This window comes from Stenotrophomonas maltophilia, from assembly GCF_047782825.1.
In the GTDB taxonomy this organism is placed as follows: domain Bacteria; phylum Pseudomonadota; class Gammaproteobacteria; order Xanthomonadales; family Xanthomonadaceae; genus Stenotrophomonas.
The window spans coordinates 3,852,020-3,876,471 of record NZ_CP180589.1; the positions used below are offsets into that span (position 1 = coordinate 3,852,020).

Sequence of the window (24,452 nt, forward strand, 5' to 3'; positions counted from 1 at the left end):
GCTCCATGAACCAACCCGTGCCCCCGCTGCCCCCGGCGCATCGTAATCCTGTCGCCAGTTTCTTCATCGGGCTGTGGGACGTGATGAATTTCACCCGCAGGCTGATCCTCAACCTGGTGTTCTTTGGCCTGCTGCTGTTCGTGGTGGTGATGTTCATCGTCGCTGCGGGCATGGGCGCCGGCGCCAGCAAGTCGCTGCAGGACCGCACCACCCTGGTGATCGCGCCGGAAGGCCGGCTGGTCGAGCAGTACAGCGCCGACCCGGTGAGCCGCGCGCTGGCCAAGGCGGTGGGCGACAACGGTGCCGAGGAAGTGCAGCTGCGCGACCTGCTGCGGGTGATCGAGTCGGCCAAGAACGACAAGAAGATCGAACGCGTGGTGCTGGAACTGGACAAGCTGCAGCCGTCCGGTTTTGCGTCGCTGCGTGAAATCGCCGGTGCGCTGCAGGACCTGCGCGCCTCTGGCAAGCAGGTGGTGTCCTTCAGCCAGAGCATGGGCCAGTCGCAGTACCTGCTGGCCGCGCAGGCCGACGAGGTCTACCTGGACCCGATGGGGTCGGTGGTGCTCGAGGGCCTGGGCCGCTACCGCCAGTATTTCCGCACCGGCCTGCAGGACAAGCTGGGCGTGGACGTGCACCTGTTCAAGGTGGGTGAGTACAAGTCCGCCGCCGAGCCGTACGTGCTGGACGCCGCCTCGCCGGCGTCCAAGGAAGCCGATCTGTTCTGGATGAACGATGTGTGGCAGCGCTACCTGGGCGACATCGCCAAGGCACGCCGCCTGGATCCGGCGCAGCTGGCCGCGGGCATCGATACGCTGCCCGAAGGCGTGGCTGCCGCCGGTGGCGACCTGGCCAAGTTCGCCCTGCAGCAGAAGCTGGTGACCGCGCTGAAGACCCGCGAGGAATTCGAGGATCTGATGATCGACCGCGGCGTGGCCGATGAGGACGCCGAGGGTGGTTTCCGCAACATCGACTTCGGCACCTACCTGGGCCAGCTCGATGCGCGCCGCAACCCGGTCGACAACCGTCCGCAGGTGGCCGTGGTGGTCGCGTCCGGTGAAATCAGCGGCGGCGATCTGCCGGCCGGCCGCATCGGCGGCGAGTCGACCTCGGCGCTGCTGCGCGCTGCGCGCGACGATGAACACGTCAAGGCCGTGGTGCTGCGTGTGAATTCGCCGGGTGGTGAAGTCTTCGCTTCCGAGCAGATCCGCCGCGAAGTGGTGGCCCTGCAGGCTGCCGGCAAGCCGGTGGTGGTGTCGATGGGTGACCTGGCGGCATCGGGTGGCTACTGGATCAGCATGAACGCCGACCGCATCTATGCCGATCCGTCGACCATCACCGGTTCGATCGGGATCTTCGGCATGATCCCCAACTTCAGCCGCGCGCTGGACAAGTTCGGCGTGCATACCGACGGCGTGGGCACCACCCGCTTCGCCGGTGCCTTCGACGTGACCCGCCCAATGGACCCGGCGGTGGGCCAGGTCATCCAGTCGGTGATCAACAAGGGCTATGCGGACTTCACCGGCCGTGTTGCCGAGGCCCGCAAGAAGCCGGTTGAAGCCATCGACGAAGTGGCCCGTGGCCGCGTCTGGAGTGGCGCGCAGGCCAAGGACCGCGGTCTGGTCGACGCCTTCGGCGGCCTGAAGGACGCCGTGGCCGACGCCGCCGGCCGCGCCAAGCTGGGCAACGCGGAAAAGTACCGCGTGCGCTACATCGAGAAGGCGGCAACCCCGTTCGCGCAGTTCGTCAGCGGCTTCGCCGGCAGCCGTGCCGGTGCCTGGATGCTGGCCGATTCGGGCATGGCACGGGTGATGCTGGCGCGCACGATGCCGGAAGTGGATACGCAGCTGCGCTTCGTCGAGAACGCTGCGCGCGAGAAGGGCAATGGCGCACCGGTGAAGGCGCTGGCGTACTGCTTCTGCGGGTTCTGACCAGGCATCGCCGCAACTGAAAACGCCCGGCTTCGGCCGGGCGTTTTTGTTTGTGCGGGGTCGGATCCCTTTGCAATGCAAAGGGCTCTGACCCCATGCATTACTGCGTCGCCTCAGCCTCGGCCTTGCGCTCGCGCTCGGTACCGTCATCCAGGGTCTGCTGTACGCCCTTGGCGCGGTCCAGCGGCTGGTTGATGGCCTTGGCCAGCGCCTGCGGTTCCGGCGGCTTTTCCGGGTTGGGCGGTGCCGGCTTCTGGCAACCGGCCAGCAGCGCGGCCGACAGGCAGAGCGGAATCAACAGGCGCATGGGGGTTCTCCGGAGCGGGCGTTGTGGCAGTGTCGCACTGTCTGCAACCGCCTGCTGTGACGCGTATCCTTGCCGCATCGAAATACAGCGGGCGCGGCCCGGGAGAACGCATGACCCAGCAACGGTGGCGCCTGGATGGGCAGACGGCCCTGATCACCGGCGCCAGCGCCGGCATCGGCCTTGCCATCGCGCATGAACTGGCCGGTCTCGGTGCGGACCTGATGATTGTCGGTCGTGACCTGGACATGCTGGAGAGCGCCCGCGACGAGCTGCTGGACGTGTATCCACAGCACGAGATCCATGCGCTGGCTGCCGATGTATCCGACGACGACGACCGCCGGCAGATCCTCGACTGGGTGGAGGACCACAGCGATGGCCTGCACATTCTGGTCAACAATGCCGGCGGCAACATCACCAAGCCGGCTACGGAGTATTCCGAGGACGAATGGCGGGGCATCTTTGAGACCAACCTGTTCTCGGCGTTCGAGCTGTCGCGCTATGCGCACCCGCTGCTGGCGCGGCATGCGTCCTCGGCCATCGTCAATGTCGGCAGCGTGTCCGGCCTGACCCATGTGCGCAGCGGCGTGGTGTACGGCATGACCAAGGCGGCGATGCACCAGATGACCCGCAACCTGGCCGTGGAATGGGCCGAGGATGGCATCCGGGTGAATGCGGTGGCGCCGTGGTACATCCGAACCCGGCGCACGTCGGGGCCGCTGTCCGATGCCGATTACTACGAAGAGGTGATCGCGCGCACGCCGATGCGGCGCATCGGTGAGCCGGAGGAAGTAGCGTCGGCGGTGGGCTTCCTGTGCCTGCCGGCATCGAGCTATGTCACCGGCGAATGCATCGCGGTGGATGGCGGATTCCTGCGCTACGGGTTCTGACCGTGGCCCGGGGTCGGATCACTTTCCGCAGGAAAGGGCTCTGACCCCATCGCCGCCGGTGGTCGGGCAACACCACGCGGGTAGTGCCGGCCGCTGGCCGGCAGCAACCGTGTGTGCAACGCCTACTCCGGTACCCGGCAGTTGCTGGCTGCCAGCACGCCCTGCAGGCGTTCGCGATCCCGCCGGGCGGCGTCGCGGTTTTCCGCTGAGGAGAAACGCTCGCGGCCGCGGGCATCGCGGAAATGCTGCTGCCAGCTGCCACAGCGCTGCGCTTCGGCCACTTCACTGCAGCGGTCGCTCACCACTTCGCAGCTGGCGGCGTTGACCGGGGTCGCCCCGCCCAGGCCGCTGACATTGAGCAGCTCGCACCGGCCGGGTGAGGGTTCGTACTCGTGCAGGTACTGGCTGCCCTGCGAATCCATGCACTGGTAGATCGGCGGCAGGGGCGGCCGGGGGGGAGCATTGGGATCGACCGCTGCCGAATCGCTGGGGCGGGCGAGCAGCGCACTGTCGAGTATCGCGTTGTCGCCTTCGCGCTCGACCATGCGCGCTTCGCTGATGATGCGTTCCTGTCCCGCCCGCGGGGACTCGGGCGCCGGCGGGGGAGCGCTGGTGCTGCGGCTGGGGGCGCTGGCAGCAGGCGCCGGGGGGGCGCTGTCCTGCACGGGCGCTGCAACCGGCACCGGGGTAGAGGCCGCAGGCGCGCGCACGCGCTGGATCTCCTGCCGGGTGCCTTCCGCGCAGGGGGTGCGCTGCAGGGTGGGCACATCGCTGCTGCTGCTTGTGCAGCGGTAGATCACCATGTCATCGGCCAGCGCGTAGCCCGGCAGCAGGCACACGGCCAGCCAGATCAGCTTCTTCATGCCAGCAGCCTACAGTGGAGGGCCAAACCCCGCCAACGGCACAGACCCGGCAGAGCGCGGTGCGCGCCATGGCGCCGACTCAGCGGCCGCCGCAATCCTGGGCCAGGCGGGCGTCGATGCCGCGCTGTTCGTTGCTGATCGCGGTGCGCTCGCTCTGCAGTGCGCTGTTGTAGCGCCGGTCCAGTTCCCAGCGGCGGTCGCGCAGGCGTGAGCACACTTCCTGGGCGGGCAGGGGGGCGCAGCTGTCGCGCACCAGCACGCTGCCGGCGGGGACCTCCACCGCGCGCCCGAACGAGGGGCCGCGATACACCGGCGGCGCCCCGCCAACCGAGCCACCGATGCCCGCATCACTGCCGGCCGGACGCGGGCCGGGCTGTGGCCGCGAGGGATACGGGTAGGGCCCACGATGGCCGCCGGGGTGCCAGAACGTGGTCCATACCTGCACCCAGCGCGGATTGCCTTCGTTGCTGTCGCTGGTGTAACGGCTGCCATCCTCGCGCACGCATTCGTACATCGGCTGCGGTGGCTGGATGTAGACGTGGCGTACCTCGCGCACGCCCATGTCCGGCGCGGCGGCTGCTGCGGGCAGGGTGTCGTCGCTGCTGACCACGCGCGGCGGATCGCGCGGGCGCTGCAGGTCGCGCACCTCCTGGCGGCCACTGCTGCAGGGCTTGTCCTGCAGCGCGACGGCACCATTGCTGCCTACGCAGCGGTAGACCCGCACGTCATCGGCAGCGAGCGCCGTCATCGACAGCAGCAGGGCCAGGCACGGCGCTAGACGCAGCAGGTTCATGGGCGCAGCCTGCGCGATTTGCCGGGGCGACGCAATCGCCGCTTCAGGAGCGCAGGATGCTGCCGCTGAGCGCGTCGCGGATGGGGGTTGGCTGGGCCAGGCCGCTGGTCTGGCCATCCAGCACGCCGTCCAGCAGGCGCAGCAGGCGCGGGTCCAGCTCCTCGCGGCTGCGTGCCGGGGGTTCGCCGGCCAGATTGGCGCTGGTGGAGACCAGCGGGCCACCCCAGGCGCGGCACAGCGCAGCGACCAGCGGGTGGGCACTGATCCGCACGGCGATGCCGCTGTGTTCGCCGGTGACCCAGCTGCGTGCACGCGGGCCGGCCGGCAGGATCCAGGTGTTGGCGCCCGGCCAGCTGGCCAGCACCGCACGCTGGCGTGCGTCGGGCAGGGCGTCCAGGCGTACCCAGCCTTCCAGCTGCGGCAGGTCGGCGGCGACCAGGATCATGCCCTTCTCGATGGGGCGCTGCTTCAGGCGCAGCACCATGTGCACCGCCGCCTCATGCGCAGGGTCGCAGCCCAGGCCCCAGACCGCTTCGGTCGGGTAGGCGATCACGCCGCCGGCGCGGAGCATGGCGACAGCGGTGTCCAGGGTGAGTTCTTTCATGGCGGCGACCGGCCCGGCGTGGGGCATCATTATCCCCCTGCCGCGTGCAGATGGGGTGGAACGGTGGCGCCCGGTCGTGCCGGCCAGCGGCCGGCACGATCCTCATCGACGCATGGCGTGGCAGATCATCCACGCATGGCGTGGATCTACTTCTTGGCTGCGGCCTTCTTTACTACTTTCTTCGCCGCTTTCTTCACCGCCTTCTTGGCGGCCTTCTTCGCCGGCGCCTTCTTGGCCGCGGCCTTCTTCGGCGCGGCTTCCTTCTTCACCGCCGCCTTCTTGGCCGGGGCCTTCTTCGCAGCGGCCTTCTTGGCGCCGAAGCCTTTGCGCACCGGCTTGCCGGTTTCTTCCATCAACTGCTGCACTTCGGCCAGGGTAAGCGAGGCCGGCTCGCGATCCTTTGGGATCTTGCCGTTCATCTTGCCGTCGCTGATGTACGGGCCGAAGCGGCCGTTCAACACCTGGATGTCGCTACCGTCGAATTCCTTGATAATCCGGTTGCGCGCGATCTCTTCCTTCTCTTCCACCAGGAACACGGCGCGGGCCAGGTCGATGGTGTACGGATCGTCTTCCTTCTTCAGCGAGGCATAGGTGCTGCCGCGCTTGGCGAACGGGCCGAAACGGCCGATGCCGACGCTGACCGGTTCGCCCTTGTCCTCACCCAGCGCGCGCGGCATCAGGAACAGTTCCAGCGCGTCTTCCAGGGAAATGGTGTGCATCGACTGGCCGGGGCGCAGCGAGGCGAACTTCGGCTTCTCCTCGGCATCCTCGGCGGTGCTGCCGATGGCGGCATACGGCCCGAAGCGGCCCAGGCGCACGCTGACCGGCTTGCCGGTCTTGGGGTCCGTACCCAGCTCGCGGGCACCGCTGGCTTCGGCGCGGTCGACCGATTCCTTCTTGTCTTCGACCAGTTCCTTGAACGGCTCCCAGAAGCGGGCCATCAGCGGGATCCACTCTTCCTCGCCGCGCGAGACGGCATCGAGCTCGTCCTCAAGCTTGGCGGTGAAGTCGTAATCGACGTACTGGGTGAAGTGGCTGGACAGGAACTTGGACACTGCGCGGCCGACATCGGACGGGCGGAAGCTGCGGCCTTCCATTTCCACGTACTTGCGGAACAGCAGGGTCTGGATGATCGAGGCGTAGGTCGAGGGACGGCCGATGCCGTACTCTTCCAGCGCCTTCACAAGCGCCGCTTCGGTGAAACGCGGCGGCGGCTGGGTGAAATGCTGTTCGGCCAGGATGCGTTCCAGCGGAATGCGGTCGCCGGGCTTCATGGCCGGCAGTTTGCGGCCTTCGTCCTCGTCTTCTGCGCTCTTGTTGTCCTTGCCTTCCTCGTACACGGCCAGGAAACCGGGCACGACCACGGTGGTGCCGCTGGCGCGGAACACGTGATCGCTGCCGGCCGACAGGTCGACGCTGACGGTGTTGAGCGTGGCCGGGATCATCTGGCAGGCCACCGCACGCTTCCAGATCAGCTCGTACAGGCGGCGCTCGTCGTCGGTGAGGAAGCGGGCGACCTGGGCCGGGGTGCGCAGGGCCGAGGTCGGGCGCACGGCTTCATGCGCTTCCTGGGCGTTCTTGGACTTGGTCTGGTAGGTATTGGGCTGGTCCGGCAGCGAGGCGATGCCGTAGTCGCGGGCGATCACGTCGCGGATTTCGGCCAGCGCGTCCTGCGACAGGTTCACCGAGTCGGTACGCATGTACGAGATCAGGCCGACGGTGCCTTCGTCGCCGATGTTCACGCCTTCATACAGCTTCTGCGCCACCTGCATGGTCTTGCGGGTGGTGAAGCCGAGTTTGCGCGAGGCTTCCTGCTGCAGGGTGGATGTGGTGAACGGCGGCGCCGGGCGACGCTTGCGCTCCTTGCTGGCCACGTCGGTGACATGCAGCGAGCCCTGCGCGGCCTGCTGGATGCGCAGGCGGGCGGCTTCGGCCGTGTCGCCGTCGGTGACGGTGAACTGTTCGAACTTCTGCCCGTCCAGCTTGATCAGCTTGGCGTTGAAGTGCTGGCTGGGGTGGGCGCACTCGGCAGCGATGGACCAGTATTCGCGGGCGATGAAGGCTTCGATCTCTTCCTCGCGCTCGACGATCATGCGCAGCGCCGGGCTCTGCACGCGGCCGGCGGACAGGCCGCGCTGCACCTTGCGCCACAGCACCGGCGACAGGTTGAAACCGACCAGGTAATCCAGCGCGCGGCGTGCCTGCTGGGCGTCCACCAGGTCGCTGGCGATGGCACGCGGCTGGTTGATCGCTTCCTTGATGGCGCGCGGGGTGATCTCGGTGAAGACCACGCGCTGCATCGGCTTGTCCTTGACCAGCCCGCGTTCCTTCAGGATCTCGGCGATATGCCAGCTGATCGCTTCACCCTCGCGATCCGGGTCGGTCGCCAGCAGGATGTCGTCGGCGCCCTTGGCGGCCTTTGCGATCGCATCGACGTGCTTTTCGTTCTTGTCGATCACGTCGTAGTGCATGGCGAACCCGTTGTCCGGGTCGACCGCGCCTTCCTTCGGGATCAGGTCGCGCACATGCCCATACGAGGCCAGGACGGTGTAGTCCTTGCCGAGGTATTTGTTGATCGTCTTGGCCTTGGCCGGCGATTCGACGATGAGCAGGTGCTTGGGCATGTCGGGAAAGGTCTGTGGGCGGACCGGGGGAAGGGGCCGCTAGGGTGGAGCAAACGGCCGCATTAGTGAAGCGGCCACGGGCAAATCCATAAACTGAACGCCCGGTAATGTGCCGGGCGTTCAGGTTTCCTTATTAGAGGAATCACGCCCGGCCAGCCCCTGTCAAGCAGCCAGACGTGATGATGGCCGTCCAGGACGGCCACCTGGCCCGATCAGGAGGCCATGTTGGCGATGACGCCAACGGCGAAGATCATCACCACGAAGCCGCCCAGGATCAGCAGGCCGCCGATCACCAGGACCACGGTGGTCACCGCGCCCAATTCCCGGCGCTGCAGCTGCGGCTGGTCGGTGAAGGCCCAGCGGTCGACCACCACGGTGTCGCAGATCAGGTCGTGCAGGGCCTGCTTGCGGTCGGTGAAGGCCGCCATCAGGTAGCCGATCAGCAGGGTCAGGCTGCTGAGGATGGTGGCGAAGTAGCGGCCGATGCTTCGGCCCAGGGTCAGGCGCTCGCCGTTGCCGCGCACGACCTTGATGCCGATGGCCATCTTGCCCAGGGTGGCGCCGCCGGCCGAGGCGTGGAACCAGCCGTAGTAGGCCAGGGAGATGACCAGGCCGGCCAGGCCGCTGACCACCTGGGCGATGACGCCCGCAGCGGTATCACCGCTGCCGGCTGCGCCCAGACCGGCGCCGATGCCGACACCGAGGATCGCGCCGACGATCCAGCTGGGGATCAGCAGCACGAAGTAGTCGATCAGGTAGGCGGCAAAGCGCTTCCAGAAGCCGGCGTAGACCACTTCGCCGCCCTGCACGGCCTGCGAGTAGTCACTGCTGGTCGTGCCCGGGGCGCTGTACGGCGAGCTGAGCGGGCCGGTGCCGGGCAGCGGTGCGGTGCCGTTGTCGATGGCCGCGTAGTCACCGCGCAGGTCGAAACCGCCGCTGGTGCTGCTGGCCGTGCTGGCATCGGCCAGGGTCTGCAGGCCCAGTTCGTCCACCACCTGGCGCAGGGCCGACCATTGCCCCATGCCTTCACGCCAGACCAGTGTGTCCAGGGTCAGCTGGCCGCGCTGGAAGCGCTCGCGGATCTCGGTGACGGCCAGCGGTCCCTGGCGTTGCTGTCCTTCGGCGTAGTACCACTCGGTCATTGCATTCCCCTGTTGGGTCGTCCTTGGTTGTCTTGCAGGCCAGGCGGCCGACGGCTCAGCCGTGGCACTGCGTGGGCAGGTATTTGTTGTCGCTTTCGCCGCTGCACTCCCAGCGGCCGCTGTCGCGGTCGTACTCCTGCCACAGCAGGTCGCCATCGATCGTCTTGCCAGGTACGGACAGGGTCGCTTCGATGCCGCAGTGGCCATTGTTGAAGCGGCCGATGTGCACGGCCGACAGGCCCTGGGCGGCAAAATCGCCCGCGGCGGGGAAGCCGGCGTCGTTGGCACCCGGGCAGCGGCCTTCGTTGTCGGCGAAGCGCTGGACCTGGTCCTTGATCGGCTGCAGGGCGGTGATGGCCGCGGCCACCTTGGCCTTGAGCGTGTAGTCGTTGTAGGCCGGCAGGGCGATGGCGGCCAGGATGGCCAGGATCGGCACCACCACCACCAGCGCCACGCCACCGATGATGGCGGTCAGCGCGCAGCCGGACAGGCCCTTCCTGGGCGGCGGCAGCGCGGTGCTGGCCGTTGCGCTGTAAGGCGCTTCGGGCGGCAGGATGGGCGGTTGCGGGGCAGCCGGGGGCGCAGGCGGCACGGTGGCCGGTGCGTCCATTGCCGGCACGATCAGGCCCAGCTCGTCGACCACGCTGCGCAGGGGCTGCCATTGCGGCAGCCCATCGCGCCAGACCAGGGTGTCCAGGGTGATCTCGTTGCTGCGGAAAAGCTCGATCAACTGTTCCGCTGGCAACGGGCCTTGCTGGCGGTTGCCTTGGGCGTGAAACCACTCACTCACGGGGACGCTCCTGAATGCGCACGGCCCCCAAGTGTACGGTCAGTGCAGGGGTTCTGGCTCGTCCATGAACATCTGGGTTTCCATCCAGGCGTAGGCCGCTTCAGCCCCCGGCTGATTGAACAGCACCATCAGCACGACCCACTTCAGGTCGTCCAGATCCAGTTCGTCCTGGTCCAGCGCCATGGCACGGTCCAGCACCAGCTCGCGCTGGTCGGCATCGAGGATGCCGTGTTGCTCCAGGTACAGCAGGAAACCACGGCATTCCACGTCCAGCTTGTCCAGCTCGGGGCCATGGAAAATGCGCACGGGACCATCGACCCGGGCCTGGGACACGCTCGGACGCTGGGCGGCCAGGGCATCGAGCCAGTCGAATGCCTTGTTGATTTCGGTTGGGCTGAACCCGGCCTGGATCAGGCCGTTCTGCAGCGAGTCGCGGTCACGGATCAGGTCCGCATCTTCGCTGAAATAGTGTTCAAACAGGTACAGCAGTACGTCCAGGATGCTCTCTTTCATTGCCCCTCGGCCTGCGTCGCGCGACGCTGTGGAGGTGAAGAAACTAGGGAGTTCGACAGTAGCGGCCGTGTACGCACACCACGATTCCCGCCAGTTCCATGGCCAGCAGCATGGAGGACACCTCAGGCGCCGTCAATCCACAGCGCGTGATCAATGAATCCATACCGCTTGGGTTGTGGTCCAGCGCCCGCCACAAGCTCTGGTAGTGAGCGTCGTTCGCCCAGCGTGCCGGCAAGGCTGCCGGCGATGCCTGTTCAGTGGGGGTGGCAAGGCGGCTTTGCAAGCCGGGCAGCTGATGGCGCAGGGCGGGGGCCAGCAGCTCCAGCATGTCCTCGGGGCGCTCGACCAGGGCCACCCCTTCACGGATCAGCCGGTGGCAGCCGGCCGCGCGCGGGTTCAGCACCGAACCGGGCACCGCGCCGACCTCGCGGCCGGCCTCGGCGGCCAGGCGGGCGGTGATCAGTGCGCCGGAGCGGTGTGCTGCCTCGATCACCACCGTGGCCAGGGCCAGCCCGGCCACCAGCCGGTTGCGTGCGGGGAACTGCCCGGGCCGCGCCGGCATGCCGGGCGGATATTCGCTGAGCAGGGCGCCTTCGGCGGCAATGCGGGCCTGCAGGCGGGTATTGCCGGGGGGATAGGCCTGGTCCGGGCCGGTGGCGATCACCGCCACGGTGCAGCCGCCGGCCTCCAGGGCCGCAGTGTGGGCAGCCGCATCGATACCGGCGGCCAGGCCGCTGGTCACTGCCAGACCCGCTTCGACGAAGCGGCTGGAAAAGCGCGCGGCCAGTGCGCGCCCGGTGGGGGTGGGCGAGCGGCTGCCGACCACGGCCACCGCCGGGTGCCAGGCGCGCATGGGGTCGCCTGCCACGAACAGGGCCAGTGGCGGCTGCGGCAGTTCCTGCAGCAGCGGCGGAAAGGCCGGGTCCAGGCAATCCAGCAACTGCTGGCCCGGTGCCTGCAGCCAGCGCAGGGTGGTGGCCAGCGCGCGGGCATCGGGCCGCAGCAGGGCGGCGCATTGTTCGGGCGTGCAGCCGTGGGCGCGCCAGCTGGCGGCGCCCTGGGCCAGCGCGGCGCTGGCGCTGCCAGCGGCCTGCAGCAGGGCGCGGCGGGGGGCGAGCGGTCCACCGGCCAGGACCAGCTGGGCAAGGGCATCGGGATCGGGCATCGGCCGACTATCGGCCAGAAGCAACGAAGGCGCCCTAGGGCGCCTTCGCGAATTGCTGTCAGGGTTGTCCGGCGTGTGCCGTGCGCCCTTACTTGGCGTCCGGGTGCTGCGCGCCGTAGCCCACGTGCACCGGCTTCACGCCCTGCATCACCAGCGCGTAGCTGACGTTGTCGAAGGTGCGGAACACCATCGCATGGGCAGCATACTCGTCCGGCAGGCTGACCCGGCCGGCGCCGGTGGACGGTGAATCGTCCATGCGCGAGGAACCCGGGTACTTCATGCGGTGGGCGACATGGCTGCCTTGGCGCCACAGCGAGAACACCGTGCCGTTGTCCACGCCCTGGTTGCGGCCGGCCGACAGGGCGACCACATCGCGCGGGCCGCCGGCGTTGAACATGTCGGCAATGGCCAGCACGCGGATGTCCAGGCCTTCCAGGCTGGCGGCCGGCACATGCGGGAAGAACTGCAGGTCGTACGGCTGGGCCTCGACCGGCACCAGGCGGTCGCCGGCGCGGATCTCGCGGCCGCTGGTGGACCCGTCCAGCACCAGGGTGGAGGCTTCGGTCTTGCCGCCGGCTACCTGGGTGATGGTGCCCAGGCCGACCTGGGCCAGTTCGTAGCCCAGCACGCCGCGGCGGTGGTTGGGGGCGTTGTAGGCCTTCCACAGGTTGCCGCTGCCGGGGGTGACATCGCCATTGGCGGTCAGGTCCTCGGTGGGCTTGGGCTGGCTGTAGCGCACGGTCGGGCGGACCACGGCCCAGCGCTGGCCGACCTGGGCATCGGCCAGGCGGACATAGGCGGTCTGGCCGGCGGTGGCACGCAGGCGGTTGTCTTCCAGGCCCACCACGTAGGGCAGCGCGTCGATGCTGTCGACCACGCTCAGCTGCTTCAGGAAGGGCTCGACCTGGGACAGCGGAACGCCGGTCACCGGGGCGTCCGTGCGCGGGCCCGGCTTGGCCGTCACGCGGTCAAGGTAAGCCAGGCTGAGCACGTCGCCGGGGTAGATGAGATGCGGGTTGGCGATCTGCGGGTTGGCCTGCCAGATCTCCGGCCACAGCCAGGGTTTCTGCAGGAACCGGCCTGCAATGTCCCACAGCGTGTCCCCTTTGCGGACCACATAGGTGTCCGGGTGCCCGCCATTCACTTCGACGGCGGTAGCATAGGCAGCCACGGTCAGCATCGCCGCAGCGACGACCGTACGAAAACGAAGCAACATAGGTGTGAAGCCCTGATTCCCCAACAGGTTCGCGCACTATAGTCCAGAAACCGGGGCGCAAGGCAAGCGTTGCAGATAGAATCTGCGACGTATGCCGGCGTACCCCGGCCCCCAACCCGGAAACAGCCATGGCCCTGCTCCCCATTCTTGAGTTCCCCGATCCGCGCCTGCGTACCAAGGCTGCGTTGATCGACGCTGCCGAGGTCACCACCCCGGCCTTCCAGACCCTGCTCGACGACATGTTCCAGACCATGTACGACGCACCGGGCATCGGCCTGGCCGCCAGCCAGGTGGACGTGCACAAGCGCTTCATGGTCATCGACGTGAGCGAAGAGAAGAACGAACCGCGGGTGTTCATCAACCCGGAAATCGTCGCCAAGGACGGGGGCCAGGTGTACCAGGAAGGCTGCCTGTCGGTGCCGGGCATCTTCGCCGACGTGACCCGCGCCGATTCCATCACGGTGAAGTTCCTGGACCGCCAGGGGCAGCCGCAGGAGCTGAGCACCGACGGCCTGCTGGCCGTGTGCGTGCAGCACGAGATGGACCACCTGGACGGCAAGCTGTTCATCGACTACCTGTCGCCGCTCAAGCGCGAGATGGTCCGCAAGAAGCTGGCCAAGCAGCGCAAGCACGTGGCCTGATCGCAAGCCAGGGTCGCCCTCCGGGGTGGCCCCTGCCTGCGCCCCTGGCGCGGGCTGTACGGCGCCGGCCGACGGCGCCTTTTTATTTCCTGCACGTTTTTTTCCTGCACGAATCCATCCTGCAAGTGGGGTAGCCATGAGGATTGTCTTTGCCGGTACGCCGGAATTCGCGGTGTCGTCGCTGCGCGCGGCTGCGCGCCATCACGAGGTCGTGGCCGTCTATACCCAGCCTGACCGCCCGGCCGGCCGTGGCCGCGGCCTGGCGCCGTCGCCGGTCAAGCTGGAGGCGGTGGCCCGTGGCATTCCCGTCTACCAGCCGGAAACGCTGAAGGACGAGGCGGCGCAGCAGCAGCTGCGCGACCTGCAGCCGGACCTGATGGTGGTGGTGGCCTATGGCCTGATCCTGCCGCGCGCGGTGTTGAACATCCCGACCCATGGCTGCTGGAACGTGCATGCTTCGCTGCTGCCGCGCTGGCGTGGCGCAGCGCCGATCCAGCGCGCGATCCAGGCCGGCGATGCCACCAGCGGCGTGTGCCTGATGCAGATGGAAGCCGGCCTGGATACCGGCCCGGTGCTCCTGCACCAGGAACTGCCGATTGCCGCCACCGATACCGGTGGCGATCTGCACGACAAGCTGGCCGAACTGGGCGCGCAGGTGCTGTCCGACGGCCTGGGCCTGCTGCGCGCAGGCATCAAGCCGATCGCGCGGCCGCAGCCGGAACAGGGCGTGACCTACGCGCACAAGCTGGATAAGGCCGAAGCGAAGCTGGACTGGGCGCAGGATGCACAGGCGCTGGCGCGCACCGTGCGTGCCTTCAACCCGTGGCCGATCGCCGAAGCGCAGCTGGCCGGCGAACGCGTGCGCATCCACGGCGCGGTGGCGCTGGACCTGGCCCACGGCCAGGCGCCGGGCACGGTGCTGGCGGCGGCCCGCGAAGGCATCGACATCGCCTGCGGCCAGGGCGCCCTGCGCCTGCGCGTGCTGCAGCGTGAGGGCGGCAAGGCGATCACCGCCGCCGACTACCTCAACGCCCGTCGCGACCTGCGCGTGGGAGCGTAAGCCGGTGTCGAAGCAGAACGATTTTTCCATCGCCAAGGCGGCGCCGGGCGCGGCCACCCGCATGCTGGCCGCGCGCGTGCTGGCCCAGGTGTTCACCCGTGGCCGCTCGCTGAAGGCCGAACTGGCCTGGGCCCTGCCCAAGCTTGCCGATACCCGCGACCGCGCGCTGCTGGAGGCGCTGTGCTTTGCGGTGCTGCGCCGTCGCAGCACCTACGATGCTGCCCTGCAGGCGTGGATGCAGAAGCCGCTGTCGGCGCGTGACGCCGACCTGCGCACGCTGTTGATGGTGGGTTTCGCCCAGCTGGACGTTCTGGAGCTGCCGGCCCATGCGGCGCTGTCGGCCACGGTCGATGCCGCGCGCGCGCTGGGCCGTGAGCGCCAGGCCGGCCTGGTCAACGCGATCCTGCGCCGCGCCCAGCGCGAAGGCTTCCCCGAACAACCGGCGCGCGATGCGTTCCCGGCCTGGCTGGCCGAGGCGGTCGAGCGCGACTGGCCGCAGCAGGCCGAGGCGATCTTCAGCGCCAGCCTGCAGCCGGCACCGCTGTGGCTGCGCGCCAACCGCCAGCATGGCGGCCGTGACAAGGCGCTGGCTGCGCTGGAAGCGGCGGGCATCGCCGCCGAGGCCAGCCCGCTCAGCGCCGATGCGCTGCGCCTGGCCGTGGCGACCCCGGTCAACCAGCTGCCGGGCTTCGCCGACGGTGCGCTGTCGGTGCAGGACCTGTCGGCGCAGTGCGCCGCCGATGCGCTGGCCCCGCCGGCGGGCGCGCGCGTGCTCGATGCCTGTGCCGCCCCCGGTGGCAAGTCCGCCCACCTGCTGGAACGTGACCCGAGCCTGCGCCTGCTGGCCCTGGACATCGATGCGCGGCGTCTGGCCCGGGCCAAGGACACCTATGCCCGCACCGGCGTGGGCGAGCGCGTGCAGACGCAGGTGGCCGATGCCAGCGATACGGCAGCCTGGTGGGATGGCACCCCGTTCGACGCGATCCTGCTGGACGCCCCGTGTTCGGCCACCGGGGTGATCCGCCGCCAGCCGGATGTGATGTTCCACCGCCGCGCCGAGGACATCGACGCGCTGGTGGGGGTACAGGCGCGCCTGCTGGAAGCCTGCTGGTCGATGCTGCGGCCCGGCGGCGTGCTGCTGTATGCGACCTGCTCGATCCTGCGTGCGGAAAACGTGGACCAGGTGCGTGCCTTCCTGAAGTGGCACCCGGACGCGAGCGCCGCGCCGCTGGGCGACGCCTTCGGTCTGGATTGCGAGGGTATCGCACGCCAGCGCCTGCCCGGTGCGGACGATGCTGACGGATTTTTCTACGCGCGTCTGCTAAAAACAGCCTGACCTTTCCGCTGTCCGAGTTCCCATGCTGAAAACCCGCGCGTCACGCGAGACGTGGTTGTTCGTAGTGATGGCCCTGTTGGTGCTCGGCGCCGGGCTTGGACTACGCGATCCGTGGCCGTCGGACGAGCCGCGCTTCGCCCTGGTCGCCAAGCAGATGGTGGACAGCGGGCAGTGGCTGTTCCCGCACCGCGGGCTGGAGCTGTATTCGGACAAGCCGCCCATGCTGATGTGGTGGCAGGCCACGCTGTACAGCGTGATCGGCCACTGGCGGGTGGCCTTCCTGCTGCCGTCGCTGATTGCCGCGCTGGGCACGCTGTGGTGCGTGGTGGACCTGGGCCGGCGGCTGTGGACGCGCCGGGTCGGCCTGTACGCCGGCTGGGCGCTGCTGTTCGCCCTGCAGTTCACCTTCCAGGCGAAGAAGGCACAGATCGACCCGCTGGTGGTGCTGTTCATCACCCTGGCCAACTATGGCCTGCTGCGGCACCTGCTGCTGGGCCCGGCCTGGCGCTGGTGGTGGGCCGGCTGGTTCTTCGCCGGCATCGGGGTGATCACCAAGGGCGTGGGGGTGATCGCCCTGCTGATGATCCTGCCGGCGGCCATCGCCTCGGCCCTGCAGTGGCCGCGGGTACGCCTGCACGCGCGTGACCTGCGCTTCTGGCTGGCCCCGCTGGCCTTCTTGCTGGCCGTCGCGCTGTGGCTGGCGCCGATGGTGCTGACCGCGGTGGCGACGAAATCGGGCGAATACCACGCCTACATGGACGACATCCTGTTCCGGCAGACCGCCAAGCGCTACGCGCAGTCCTGGGACCACCATCAGCCCTGGTGGTACTTCCTGGGCACCATGCCGTCGATGTGGATCCCGGCCTTCCTGCTGGTGCCGTGGGCGATTCCGGCGTGGCGGCGGCGCCTGCAGCGGCGCGATGCGCGCTACCTGCTGCTGCTGGGCTGGTGGCTGATGATCGTGCTGTTCTTCTCCATTCCCCACGGCAAGCGCGATGTCTACATCCTGCCGTCGCTGCCGATGTTCTGCCTGGCCCTGGCGCCGCTGCTGCCGGGCCTGCTGCGCCGGCGTGACGTGCAGTGGGTGCTGGGCGGCTTCACCCTGCTGCTGGCGCTGGGCACCTTGGCCGCCGGCGCGTCGGCGCTGCTGGGTACCCCCGGCTTCGAGGCGCGGCTGGTGCAGGAGCGCGGGCTGGCACCGGGGGTGATGGACTCGATGGCCTGGGCCGCCCTGGCGATGGGCGGGTGGGGCGTGGCCAGCCTGCTGCTGTGCGGGCCCGGGCGGCGCCACGTGGCGCTGGTATCCACCCTGACCGTGATCTGGGTGCTGTACAGCCTGGTCGGCTACCCGCTGCTGAACGATTCCAGTTCGGCGCGGGGCCTGATGCGGGATGTCGGCGCGCGCATCGGCGCAGACGCCGAACTGGGCCTGGTGGCGTGGAAGGAGCAGAACCTGCTGATGGCCGACCGCCCGGCGGCGACCTTCGGTTTCAACGTGCCCTGGCACGACCAGCTGGTGGCGGGCACGCAGTGGCAGCAGCTGGCGCCGCAGCGGCGTTGGCTGCTGGCCCATGAGGATGCGCTGCTGCCGTGCGTGGACCGCAGCCAGGCGATCCTGGCCGGTGTCGCCAACCGTCGCCGTTGGTGGTTGGTGCCGGCGGCGGCAGTACACGGGCCCTGCGTGGCCAGCGATGCCGAACTGAAACGTGAACGAAGCTTGCAGAACAATGAGTAACAACGCCGCCGGCGGCTTGTCCAGACTGCCCAAGCGCGGGCAAAGGCAGTAAAACATCAGCTGGGCGGCCGCAGACCGGGCCGACCGTACTTTCCGCAGGACCGCAGCGATCAATTCCCACGTGCCAGCGTCACCGGACAACCTGAAACCGACGGCCAGCGATCCGCTGCCCGCTCCCGTTGGCGGCCGTCACGGCGTGGCGCACTGGATTGCCCAGGTCGGGCTGTTCTGCATGCCGGCACTGGTGCTGACCGTGCCGATCAACCTGCTGCCCTATGCACTGACGCTGCTGGTCAGCACGCTGCTGGCGCCCGGGCTGCTGTGGCGCGCGCGGCCGATGGGCGGCGTGCCGGTGCGCGTGCTGACCTGGCTGATCCTGGCGGCGGTGGCATTGGGCCTGGTATCGGTGGTGCTGTTCGAGCAGGGCCTGCGCGATGTCGACAACCGATCGCGGTTCCTGGTCATTCCCTGGCTGGTGCTGTGGGTGTGCGCGCTGCGCCCGGACCTGCGCTGGCTCTGGCGCGGCGCACTGGCGGGGCTGATCGGTACCTTCGCGCTGTCGCTGCTGCAGGTGCTGCAGGGCGCACCGCGGGCCGAACTGTCCACCAATGCCATCGTGCTTGCCGATATCGTGGTCATGCTGATGGTGCTGCTGGTGTTCTGCCGGCCGTCCCGACGCTGGTCGCTGGTGATCGTGGGCATGGCCGCCGGCTGCGGCACCATCGTGCTGACCGGAAGCCGTGGCGTGTTCGCCGCGCTGCTGGCCCTGCTGGTGGTGCTGGCGCTGAGCCTGCGCTGGCGGACCGGCGTGGCCCGGCTGTCGGTGTTGGCCGGCATGCTGGCCATCGCCGCCACCCTGCTGCTGTCGGTGCCCGAGCTGCGCCACCAGGTGCGGCTGACCGAGCTGCACAGCGATGTGCAGAAGCTTGAACAGGGTGACGTTGACTCCTCGGCTGGCGCGCGCGTGGAGCGCATGCAGGTGGCCTGGGAGACCTTCCTGGACCATCCGTTGACCGGCGTGGGCATCGGCCACTTCGACAGCGCCATGCAGCGCGTGCCGGTCTGCCGTGCGGACCCGGAAGAACAGCGCTGCCACCTGGGGCATGCGCACAACGATGTGGCTGAATGGGCCGCGACCCAGGGCCTGCCGGGCCTGCTGATGCTGATTGCCGTGTATGGCGTGCCGCTGTGGGTGTTCGTCTACCTGCACCGGCGCAGCGGGCGCATCACCTTCCGTGGGCCGGCCGCGGCGGGGGTGATGATCGTCATTGCCTACGTGCTGTGCGGCCTGACCCAGTCGATGTTCGCCCACCAGATGACGGCCAGTTTCTACGTGACCATCGTGGGCCTGCTGACCGGCCTGTCATTGCTGGAAGGCGCGCGCCATCGGGCGATGGCCTGACGCAACTTGTGGCTGCCGACCCTTGCGCTCATCCACGCATGGCGTGGATCTACTGGTGGGTCAATCGTTGCGCGGGGGATAAGTAGATCCACGCCATGCGTGGATGGGCCATGCCCGGCGAATCAATCGTTGCGCGGGTCGGCCACCGCCTGGCCGTTGCCCAGCATCCACAACATGATGGTCTTCTGCCGCACGTAGTTGGCGCGCACATACGCATAGACCAGGCCATGCCAGCCATCGCGGAAGCCGCCGCGGAACAGGAAGCCGCGCCAGAACCGCCAGGCCGGGGCCAGTACCAGCTTGCCCAGGGTGGCCCGCTTGCCGCGTGCGAATTCGTGTTCGGCCATCATCCGCGCGTACTTCTCGGTCTTGGCCAGCTGCTGCCGCAATGAACGGTAGGGGTAGTGGATCAGGTCGCCGCGCAGGGTGCCTACGCTGCCATCGACGCTGGCGGCCTCGTGGATCTCGCGCTTGCCGCGCCAGCCCCCCTGGCGGCGGTCGAACAGGCGCATCACCCGGTCCGGGTAAGCGTTGCCGTGGCGCAGGAACCTGCCGAAGTACTCCGACAGGCGGGCGAAGCGATAGCCGGCGTGGCCGCTGAAGCCGCCGTTGCGGGCCTGCTCGATGGCCGCGCGCAGTTCCGGGCTGATGCGCTCGTCGGCATCCAGGCACAGCACCCAGTCGTGGCTGGCCTGCTCGACGCAGAACGCCTTCTGGCTGCGGAAACCCTCGAACGCACGCTGCAGCACGCGGGCACCGGCGGCCTCGGCGATGGCCACGGTGGCATCGGTGGAATACGAGTCCACCACCACGATCTCATCGCAGAAGGCCAGGGAGGCCAGGCAGTCGCCGATGCGTCCGGCCTCGTTGAACGCGATAATGCACGCCGAGATGCGAGGCCGTTCGATGGGAGCGGTCGTGGAGGACATGATGGCCGGGTACCTGTTGTTTGCGACGGAGCGTTATGCGCTGCCTATTCTCGCCCCGTTGGCGCAGGCCTTGCACGCCTCCGGGCAGGAGGTGGCGGCCTGGTTCGAGGGCGGCGCGGCCGGCGGCAGCCTTCCGGGGGTGCCCACGGTCGGCCTGAAACAGGCGCTGGCAATGCGTCCGCGCGCGGTGTTCAGCGCCGCCAACTGGGTGCCGACCTTCCTGTCTGGAGCCAAGGTACAGCTGTTCCATGGCTTCAACGTGGAGAAGCGCGACAGTGCGCGCGGCCACTTCCGGGTGCGCGGCATGTTCGACCTGTACTGCACGCAGGGGCCGGCCACCACCGCACCGTTCCGCCAGATCGCCGAGCAGCAGGGCCACTTCGCGGTGGCCGAAACCGGCTGGCCGAAGCTGGACCCGCTGTTCCGTGATGACGGTGGCGAGAGCGCCGCACTGCGCGCGCCGGCCGGCGACCGCCCGGTCATGCTGTTTGGTTCTACCTTCACCGAGCGGCTGAGCGCGGCCCCGCACCTGCTGGAACCGATTGCCGCCGACATCGCTGCCGGCGAGCGCTATTGGCTGCTGACCCTGCACCCGAAGTGCCCGCCGGAACTGTTCGAGCGCTACCGCGCGCTGGCCGGCGTCAATGCGCGCTTCATCGAACCCGAACAGGTGATGGCCGCGCAGCGCGCGGCCGACGTACTGGTGTCGGACACCTCGTCGATCGTTTCGGAGTTCATCGTCCAGCACAAGCCGGTGGTGACCTTCCGCAACCGCGTGCCGAAGCCGCACATGATCGACTTCGACGATGCCACGCAGCTGCCGGCGATGCTGCAGCGCGCGCTGCATCCGGATGCCGCGCTGCAGGCGGAAATCGTGCGTTATGCCGATGCGATCCACCCGTACCGCGATGGCCTGTCCAGCGAGCGTGTGATCACCGCCACCGAGGATTTCCTGTCTGGCGAAATGGGAGCATTGCGCCGCAAGCCGTTCGGCAGCTGGGTGCGTGACCTGCAGATCCGCAAGGATCTGGGCTACTGGGGCCCCTCGCAGCGGTGACGGGAGGCGCCAGGTCTACTGGGTGGCGCCGACTGGGTAGAGTCGACTGTCAGTCGACTGCACTTCCATTGGTCGCGGAAAACCCCGCGCTGCGCGCGACAGTCGACTGACAGTCGACTCTACCGTCGGGCGTCCACGCAGGCAGTGATGTCCAGTAGATCCACGCCATGCGTGGATGCCCGCCTCACCAGCGCAGCTTGCGCCGCGCCAGCGCTGCCGCCAGCTGCTCCATCACCTGCTGTGCCTGTGCCTGCGGAAGGTAATGCAGGGTCAGTGCCACGTCGCCATGCGCGCCGGCGGTATCCAGCTGCAGGCTGCTGGTGCCCAGCAGCTTGTCCAGCGGCGAGCGCTGCAGGCGCAGGCCCTGCACCTTGTCCAGTTCGGCCCAGCGCCACCAGCGCTTCCACCAGCCGCCGCGCACGGCCACGTAGTGGTCGTCCAGATACCAGCCCATGCGTGCCATCTGCCGTTGCGCGACCCACAGCGCCATCGGCAGCCAGGCCAGCACCAGCAGGCCCCACTGGCCCCAGCGCCAGTAGCCGGCGGCGGCCAGCAGCGGCACTACCACCAGCGCGCCCAGGCACAGCCGCCACCAGCCACGCTGCGGAATGGACTGCCATTGCGTTGGCGGCCAATGCAGCTGTGGCAGCAGATGCTGCACCAGCTGCGTGCAGCGCTCGCTCGACGCCAGCGGTGCGAGTTCGCGCAGGGCGCGGTCCTCATCGCGCGAGGGGCCACCCGCGGCGCTGTCGATGCGCAGCTGGCGCAGACCGAACCAGCGCTGCAGGGTGCCTTCGCGCAGCGTCCAGGCCTGGATGCGGCGACGTGCGACACTGCTGCGGGTACGGCTGAGCAGCCCGGCCGACACGGTCAACCGGCGTTCCTGCTCGCTGAGGGTGAAGCCGTGGTAACGCAGCAGGGTCAGCACCACCGACAGCACGCGCAGCCCCAGCCAGCCCAGCAGCAGCGCGCCGGCCAGCAGCAGGAACGCGCCGGTCATGCCCGGATGCAGGTGGCTGACATAGCCGAAAGCCTCGCGGCCGCCACGCTGCAGGGCATCGTCCATCACCGGCCGTGGCACGGTCTGGAACAGTACGCCGAAGGCGGCGATCGCCAGCGCCCAGCCACGGTTGGACAACAGGCCCATGCGCACCACGTCCCAGCTGGACAGGCGCAGCAGCACGTGTTCGCTGTCGACATCGGCAATGGGCGGCGCATCCACGGCGTCGACGGCCTGCGGCGCCTGCCCGCGCTGCCGCACAAGCCGTTCCAGTGCCAGCGCCTGGTCCAGCTTCAGCACCCGCATCTCCGCTTCAGGGCGCACACCGCCGGCCGATTCCAGGCGCAGCTCGGCCACGCCGAACAGCCGGTGCAGCGGGTTCTGCCGCACCTCGACGTTGTGGATGCGGGCGAACGGGATCTCGCGACGGTTGCGCGCCAGCAGGCCGCTGCGCACGGTGATCGCATCACGGCCGATGCGGTAACGGTAGCTGAGGTACTGCAGCACCGACACCAGTACCAGCGCCGCGATTGCGGTCAGCGGGATCAACTGTGCCCACATCGGGTCGCGGTCGCCGCGCTGGCCGAACACCAGCAGCGCGACCAGCGGCAGGAAGTAATGGCGCAGCTGCATCAGCAGCACGAACAGCCACGACCACGGGTGCAGACGTTGATCCTCGCCGCCGGCAGGCGACGGTGCAGGCAGGGGAGGCGGCAGGCTCACAGGGCGTCGGCGTCCTGGTCCAACTGGTGCGAGAGGGTGTCGCGCAGACGCTCGGCGTCGGCTTCGTCCAGGCCACTGACGGTGACCGCGCTCATGCGGGTGCCGGCGGTGTGCACGATCAGCGTGGCCAGGCCGGCGCGGCGCTCCAGCGGCCCCCGGCGCAGATCCAGGTGCTGCACGCGCGAAATGGGAATGCGCGTTTCCAGCTGCCACATCAGGTCGCGGCGCAGGCCCAGGCCCTGTGCGTCCAGCCGCCAACGGGTGCGGGTCAAACGCCGATGGCCGAGCCATGCACCGAAGGCGATGCCCAGCACCAGCCCGGCCGCAGCGGTCCACAGGCCGCCGGGCAGATCGAAGAACCATGCCGCTGCCGCCAGTGGCAGGCCCGGGACGAACAGGCCGCCAAGGGCGCCTTCCAGCGCGGCCAGGCGGGCGGCGCGTTGCGGCAGTGCCTGCCAGTCAGAGGGGGGCGGTGCAGGAATCGATGCGTCGGTCACGCGGGCTCCGTCAGGCGGCAGGGCGGGCTGGGGCGGCCGTGGCCACACCGCGCAGACGGTAGCAGGTCGGCTGCGTTACTGGGCAGCCTGGATCAGCGCATCGACATCCAGCATATGGCCGGCACGGTCGGCCTTGGTGCGCAGGTAGTGCTCGTTCTCGGCGGTGATCTCGCCGGTGACCGGAATGCAGTCCAGTACCTCGATGCCGGCATTGCGCAGGCGCTGCGCCTTGGTCGGGTTGTTGCTGAGCAGGGCCACGCGCGAAATGCCCAGGCCGTGCAGCATCGCCACCGCGCTGCCGTAGCGGCGCTCGTCGGCACCGAAGCCCAGCTGTGCGTCGGCGTCGATGGTGTCCAGGCCGTCGTGCTGGTAGCCGTAGGCGCGCATCTTGGCGGCGATGCCGGTGCCACGGCCTTCCTGGTCCAGGTACAGCAGCACGCCGCCGCCCAGTTCCTTCAGCTTGCGCAGGCCGCGCCGCAGCTGGTCGCCGCAGTCGCACTTGAGTGAACCGAACAGATCGCCGGTCAGGCACGAGGAGTGCACGCGTACCGGCACCACCGCCGACAGGTCCGGCTCGCCGACGATGATCGCCACCTGGTCGCGCTGCGCCACGCCGCCGCGGAACACCGCGAAGGTGGTCATGCCGACATCGCGCAGCGGCACCGGCGAACGCGCCACCAGTTCGTAGTCGTGGGCCGCATGTGCTGCGCCTTCGGCCAGGTCGCACAGCGCCACGTCTGCAGCGCCGTCGAAGGTGCGGTCATCGGCATCCAGGCGCACCGCAACCATGGCCGGCAGCAGCAGGCCCAGGCGGGCCAGCTCCACCGCGCCGGCATCGAAGGCGTCACCGGCGCTCCAGCCCTCCGGCATCGGGCCCGGTTCGCGCAGGTAGCCCAGCGAGGGCAGGGCATCGAAGGCGACGCCGGCCAGCGGCAGGCGCGCGCCCTCGGGAGACTCCACGCCGAGCACGCGGGCACGGGTGGCGGTCAGGAACAGGTAGTGGCGCTCGCGGGCGGCAGTGGCGAAGGCGGCGAAGCTGCTGGCCGTGGCGCTGTCCAGCGCGATCACTGCCAGGCGCTGGCCCTGGCCATCGTGGAGCAGCACCGGGCGACCGGCACGCAGTTCGGCCACCGCGCGCTCGCAGCGGATCGCGGCCGGATCGCCGAACAGGGAAGAAGCAGCAGACATGGCAGGACCGGGGGAGGCGGACATCGCAGTCTCTATGGGGGCGACGGCGTCG

22 protein-coding genes are annotated in these 24,452 nt (G+C 68.9%); 8 read left to right on the forward strand and 14 right to left on the reverse strand.

Annotated features, from left to right (window positions below; translation table 11 throughout):
* Positions 1-5 precede the first annotated feature (5 nt).
* Entirely contained in the window at positions 6-1,928 is a 1,923-nt protein-coding gene (sppA, locus tag ACM2ZB_RS17805) for a signal peptide peptidase SppA (RefSeq protein WP_416056432.1), read from the forward strand.
* Between the two features lie 100 nt (positions 1,929-2,028).
* Here the strand turns inward: sppA and ACM2ZB_RS17810 are convergent, their stop codons facing one another.
* Positions 2,029-2,235 (reverse strand): hypothetical protein, encoded by a 207-nt coding sequence (locus tag ACM2ZB_RS17810; protein WP_313440705.1) that lies wholly within the window; start codon positions 2,233-2,235, stop codon positions 2,029-2,031.
* Between the two features lie 110 nt (positions 2,236-2,345).
* Here ACM2ZB_RS17810 and ACM2ZB_RS17815 point away from each other — a divergent pair, with 110 nt between their 5' ends.
* Positions 2,346-3,122 carry an SDR family oxidoreductase gene (locus ACM2ZB_RS17815; RefSeq protein WP_313440703.1) on the forward strand — a complete coding sequence of 259 codons (777 nt, stop codon included), beginning with the start codon at positions 2,346-2,348 and terminating at the stop codon, positions 3,120-3,122.
* A gap of 122 nt (positions 3,123-3,244) precedes the next feature.
* On the opposite strand, the gene ACM2ZB_RS17820 is transcribed toward ACM2ZB_RS17815, so the two are convergent.
* From ACM2ZB_RS17820 to ACM2ZB_RS17860, 9 genes are all read right to left on the reverse strand, one after another.
* Entirely contained in the window at positions 3,245-3,985 is a 741-nt protein-coding gene (locus tag ACM2ZB_RS17820) for a hypothetical protein (RefSeq protein ID WP_416056433.1), read from the reverse strand.
* Positions 3,986-4,064: 79 nt separating this feature from the next.
* Positions 4,065-4,778: a DUF4124 domain-containing protein gene (locus ACM2ZB_RS17825; protein ID WP_416056434.1), complete on the reverse strand. Its 714-nt coding sequence runs from the start codon at positions 4,776-4,778 to the stop codon at positions 4,065-4,067.
* Positions 4,779-4,821: 43 nt separating this feature from the next.
* Positions 4,822-5,412 (reverse strand): Sua5/YciO/YrdC/YwlC family protein, encoded by a 591-nt coding sequence (locus tag ACM2ZB_RS17830; RefSeq protein ID WP_416056435.1) that lies wholly within the window; start codon positions 5,410-5,412, stop codon positions 4,822-4,824.
* Between the two features lie 116 nt (positions 5,413-5,528).
* Positions 5,529-8,006, reverse strand: a complete 2,478-nt coding sequence (locus ACM2ZB_RS17835; RefSeq protein ID WP_313440695.1) for a DNA topoisomerase I — start codon at positions 8,004-8,006, stop codon at positions 5,529-5,531.
* Between the two features lie 212 nt (positions 8,007-8,218).
* Positions 8,219-9,148, reverse strand: coding sequence for an RDD family protein (locus tag ACM2ZB_RS17840; RefSeq protein ID WP_416056436.1), 930 nt, complete (start codon positions 9,146-9,148; stop codon positions 8,219-8,221).
* A gap of 55 nt (positions 9,149-9,203) precedes the next feature.
* Complete coding sequence (locus tag ACM2ZB_RS17845; RefSeq protein WP_416056437.1) at positions 9,204-9,938, reverse strand: pilin; 735 nt, start codon at positions 9,936-9,938, stop codon at positions 9,204-9,206.
* A 39-nt stretch (positions 9,939-9,977) separates the two neighbouring features.
* On the reverse strand, positions 9,978-10,451 hold the full coding sequence (locus ACM2ZB_RS17850; protein WP_313440689.1) for a DUF494 family protein: 474 nt from the start codon (positions 10,449-10,451) through the stop codon (positions 9,978-9,980).
* Between the two features lie 43 nt (positions 10,452-10,494).
* Positions 10,495-11,616, reverse strand: a complete 1,122-nt coding sequence (gene dprA / locus ACM2ZB_RS17855) for a DNA-processing protein DprA (protein WP_416056438.1) — start codon at positions 11,614-11,616, stop codon at positions 10,495-10,497.
* Positions 11,617-11,704: 88 nt separating this feature from the next.
* The gene (locus ACM2ZB_RS17860) at positions 11,705-12,832 is read right to left on the reverse strand and encodes a LysM peptidoglycan-binding domain-containing protein (protein WP_416056439.1); all 1,128 of its coding nucleotides are present in this window, start codon (positions 12,830-12,832) and stop codon (positions 11,705-11,707) included.
* A gap of 128 nt (positions 12,833-12,960) precedes the next feature.
* Here ACM2ZB_RS17860 and def point away from each other — a divergent pair, with 128 nt between their 5' ends.
* From def to ACM2ZB_RS17885, 5 genes are all read left to right on the forward strand, one after another.
* Positions 12,961-13,473 carry a peptide deformylase gene (def, locus tag ACM2ZB_RS17865; protein WP_313440683.1) on the forward strand — a complete coding sequence of 171 codons (513 nt, stop codon included), beginning with the start codon at positions 12,961-12,963 and terminating at the stop codon, positions 13,471-13,473.
* Positions 13,474-13,609: 136 nt separating this feature from the next.
* Complete coding sequence (gene fmt / locus ACM2ZB_RS17870; RefSeq protein ID WP_313440681.1) at positions 13,610-14,533, forward strand: methionyl-tRNA formyltransferase; 924 nt, start codon at positions 13,610-13,612, stop codon at positions 14,531-14,533.
* Between the two features lie 4 nt (positions 14,534-14,537).
* Positions 14,538-15,869, forward strand: coding sequence for a 16S rRNA (cytosine(967)-C(5))-methyltransferase RsmB (gene rsmB, locus ACM2ZB_RS17875; RefSeq protein ID WP_416056440.1), 1,332 nt, complete (start codon positions 14,538-14,540; stop codon positions 15,867-15,869).
* A gap of 22 nt (positions 15,870-15,891) precedes the next feature.
* Positions 15,892-17,604 (forward strand): ArnT family glycosyltransferase, encoded by a 1,713-nt coding sequence (locus ACM2ZB_RS17880; protein WP_416056441.1) that lies wholly within the window; start codon positions 15,892-15,894, stop codon positions 17,602-17,604.
* Between the two features lie 196 nt (positions 17,605-17,800).
* A complete protein-coding gene (locus ACM2ZB_RS17885; RefSeq protein WP_416058575.1) occupies positions 17,801-19,006 on the forward strand; it encodes an O-antigen ligase family protein in 1,206 nt (401 codons plus the stop codon).
* A 122-nt stretch (positions 19,007-19,128) separates the two neighbouring features.
* Here the strand turns inward: ACM2ZB_RS17885 and ACM2ZB_RS17890 are convergent, their stop codons facing one another.
* On the reverse strand, positions 19,129-19,935 hold the full coding sequence (locus ACM2ZB_RS17890) for a glycosyltransferase family 2 protein (protein WP_416056442.1): 807 nt from the start codon (positions 19,933-19,935) through the stop codon (positions 19,129-19,131).
* Between ACM2ZB_RS17890 and ACM2ZB_RS17895 the strand changes: the two genes are divergently transcribed.
* The gene (locus ACM2ZB_RS17895) at positions 19,934-20,992 is read left to right on the forward strand and encodes a CDP-glycerol glycerophosphotransferase family protein (protein WP_416058576.1); all 1,059 of its coding nucleotides are present in this window, start codon (positions 19,934-19,936) and stop codon (positions 20,990-20,992) included. The genes ACM2ZB_RS17890 and ACM2ZB_RS17895 overlap by 2 nt on opposite strands.
* 184 nt (positions 20,993-21,176) lie before the next feature.
* On the opposite strand, the gene ACM2ZB_RS17900 is transcribed toward ACM2ZB_RS17895, so the two are convergent.
* The 3 genes from ACM2ZB_RS17900 to ribA all read right to left on the reverse strand — a co-directional run bounded on the left by ACM2ZB_RS17900 (position 21,177) and on the right by ribA (position 24,424).
* Positions 21,177-22,715 (reverse strand): PH domain-containing protein, encoded by a 1,539-nt coding sequence (locus ACM2ZB_RS17900; protein WP_416056443.1) that lies wholly within the window; start codon positions 22,713-22,715, stop codon positions 21,177-21,179.
* Entirely contained in the window at positions 22,712-23,212 is a 501-nt protein-coding gene (locus tag ACM2ZB_RS17905; RefSeq protein ID WP_416056444.1) for a PH domain-containing protein, read from the reverse strand. Before ACM2ZB_RS17905 ends, ACM2ZB_RS17900 begins: the two co-directional genes overlap by 4 nt.
* 75 nt (positions 23,213-23,287) lie before the next feature.
* Complete coding sequence (ribA, locus tag ACM2ZB_RS17910) at positions 23,288-24,424, reverse strand: GTP cyclohydrolase II RibA (protein ID WP_416056445.1); 1,137 nt, start codon at positions 24,422-24,424, stop codon at positions 23,288-23,290.
* Between the last annotated feature and the right edge of the window lie 28 nt (positions 24,425-24,452).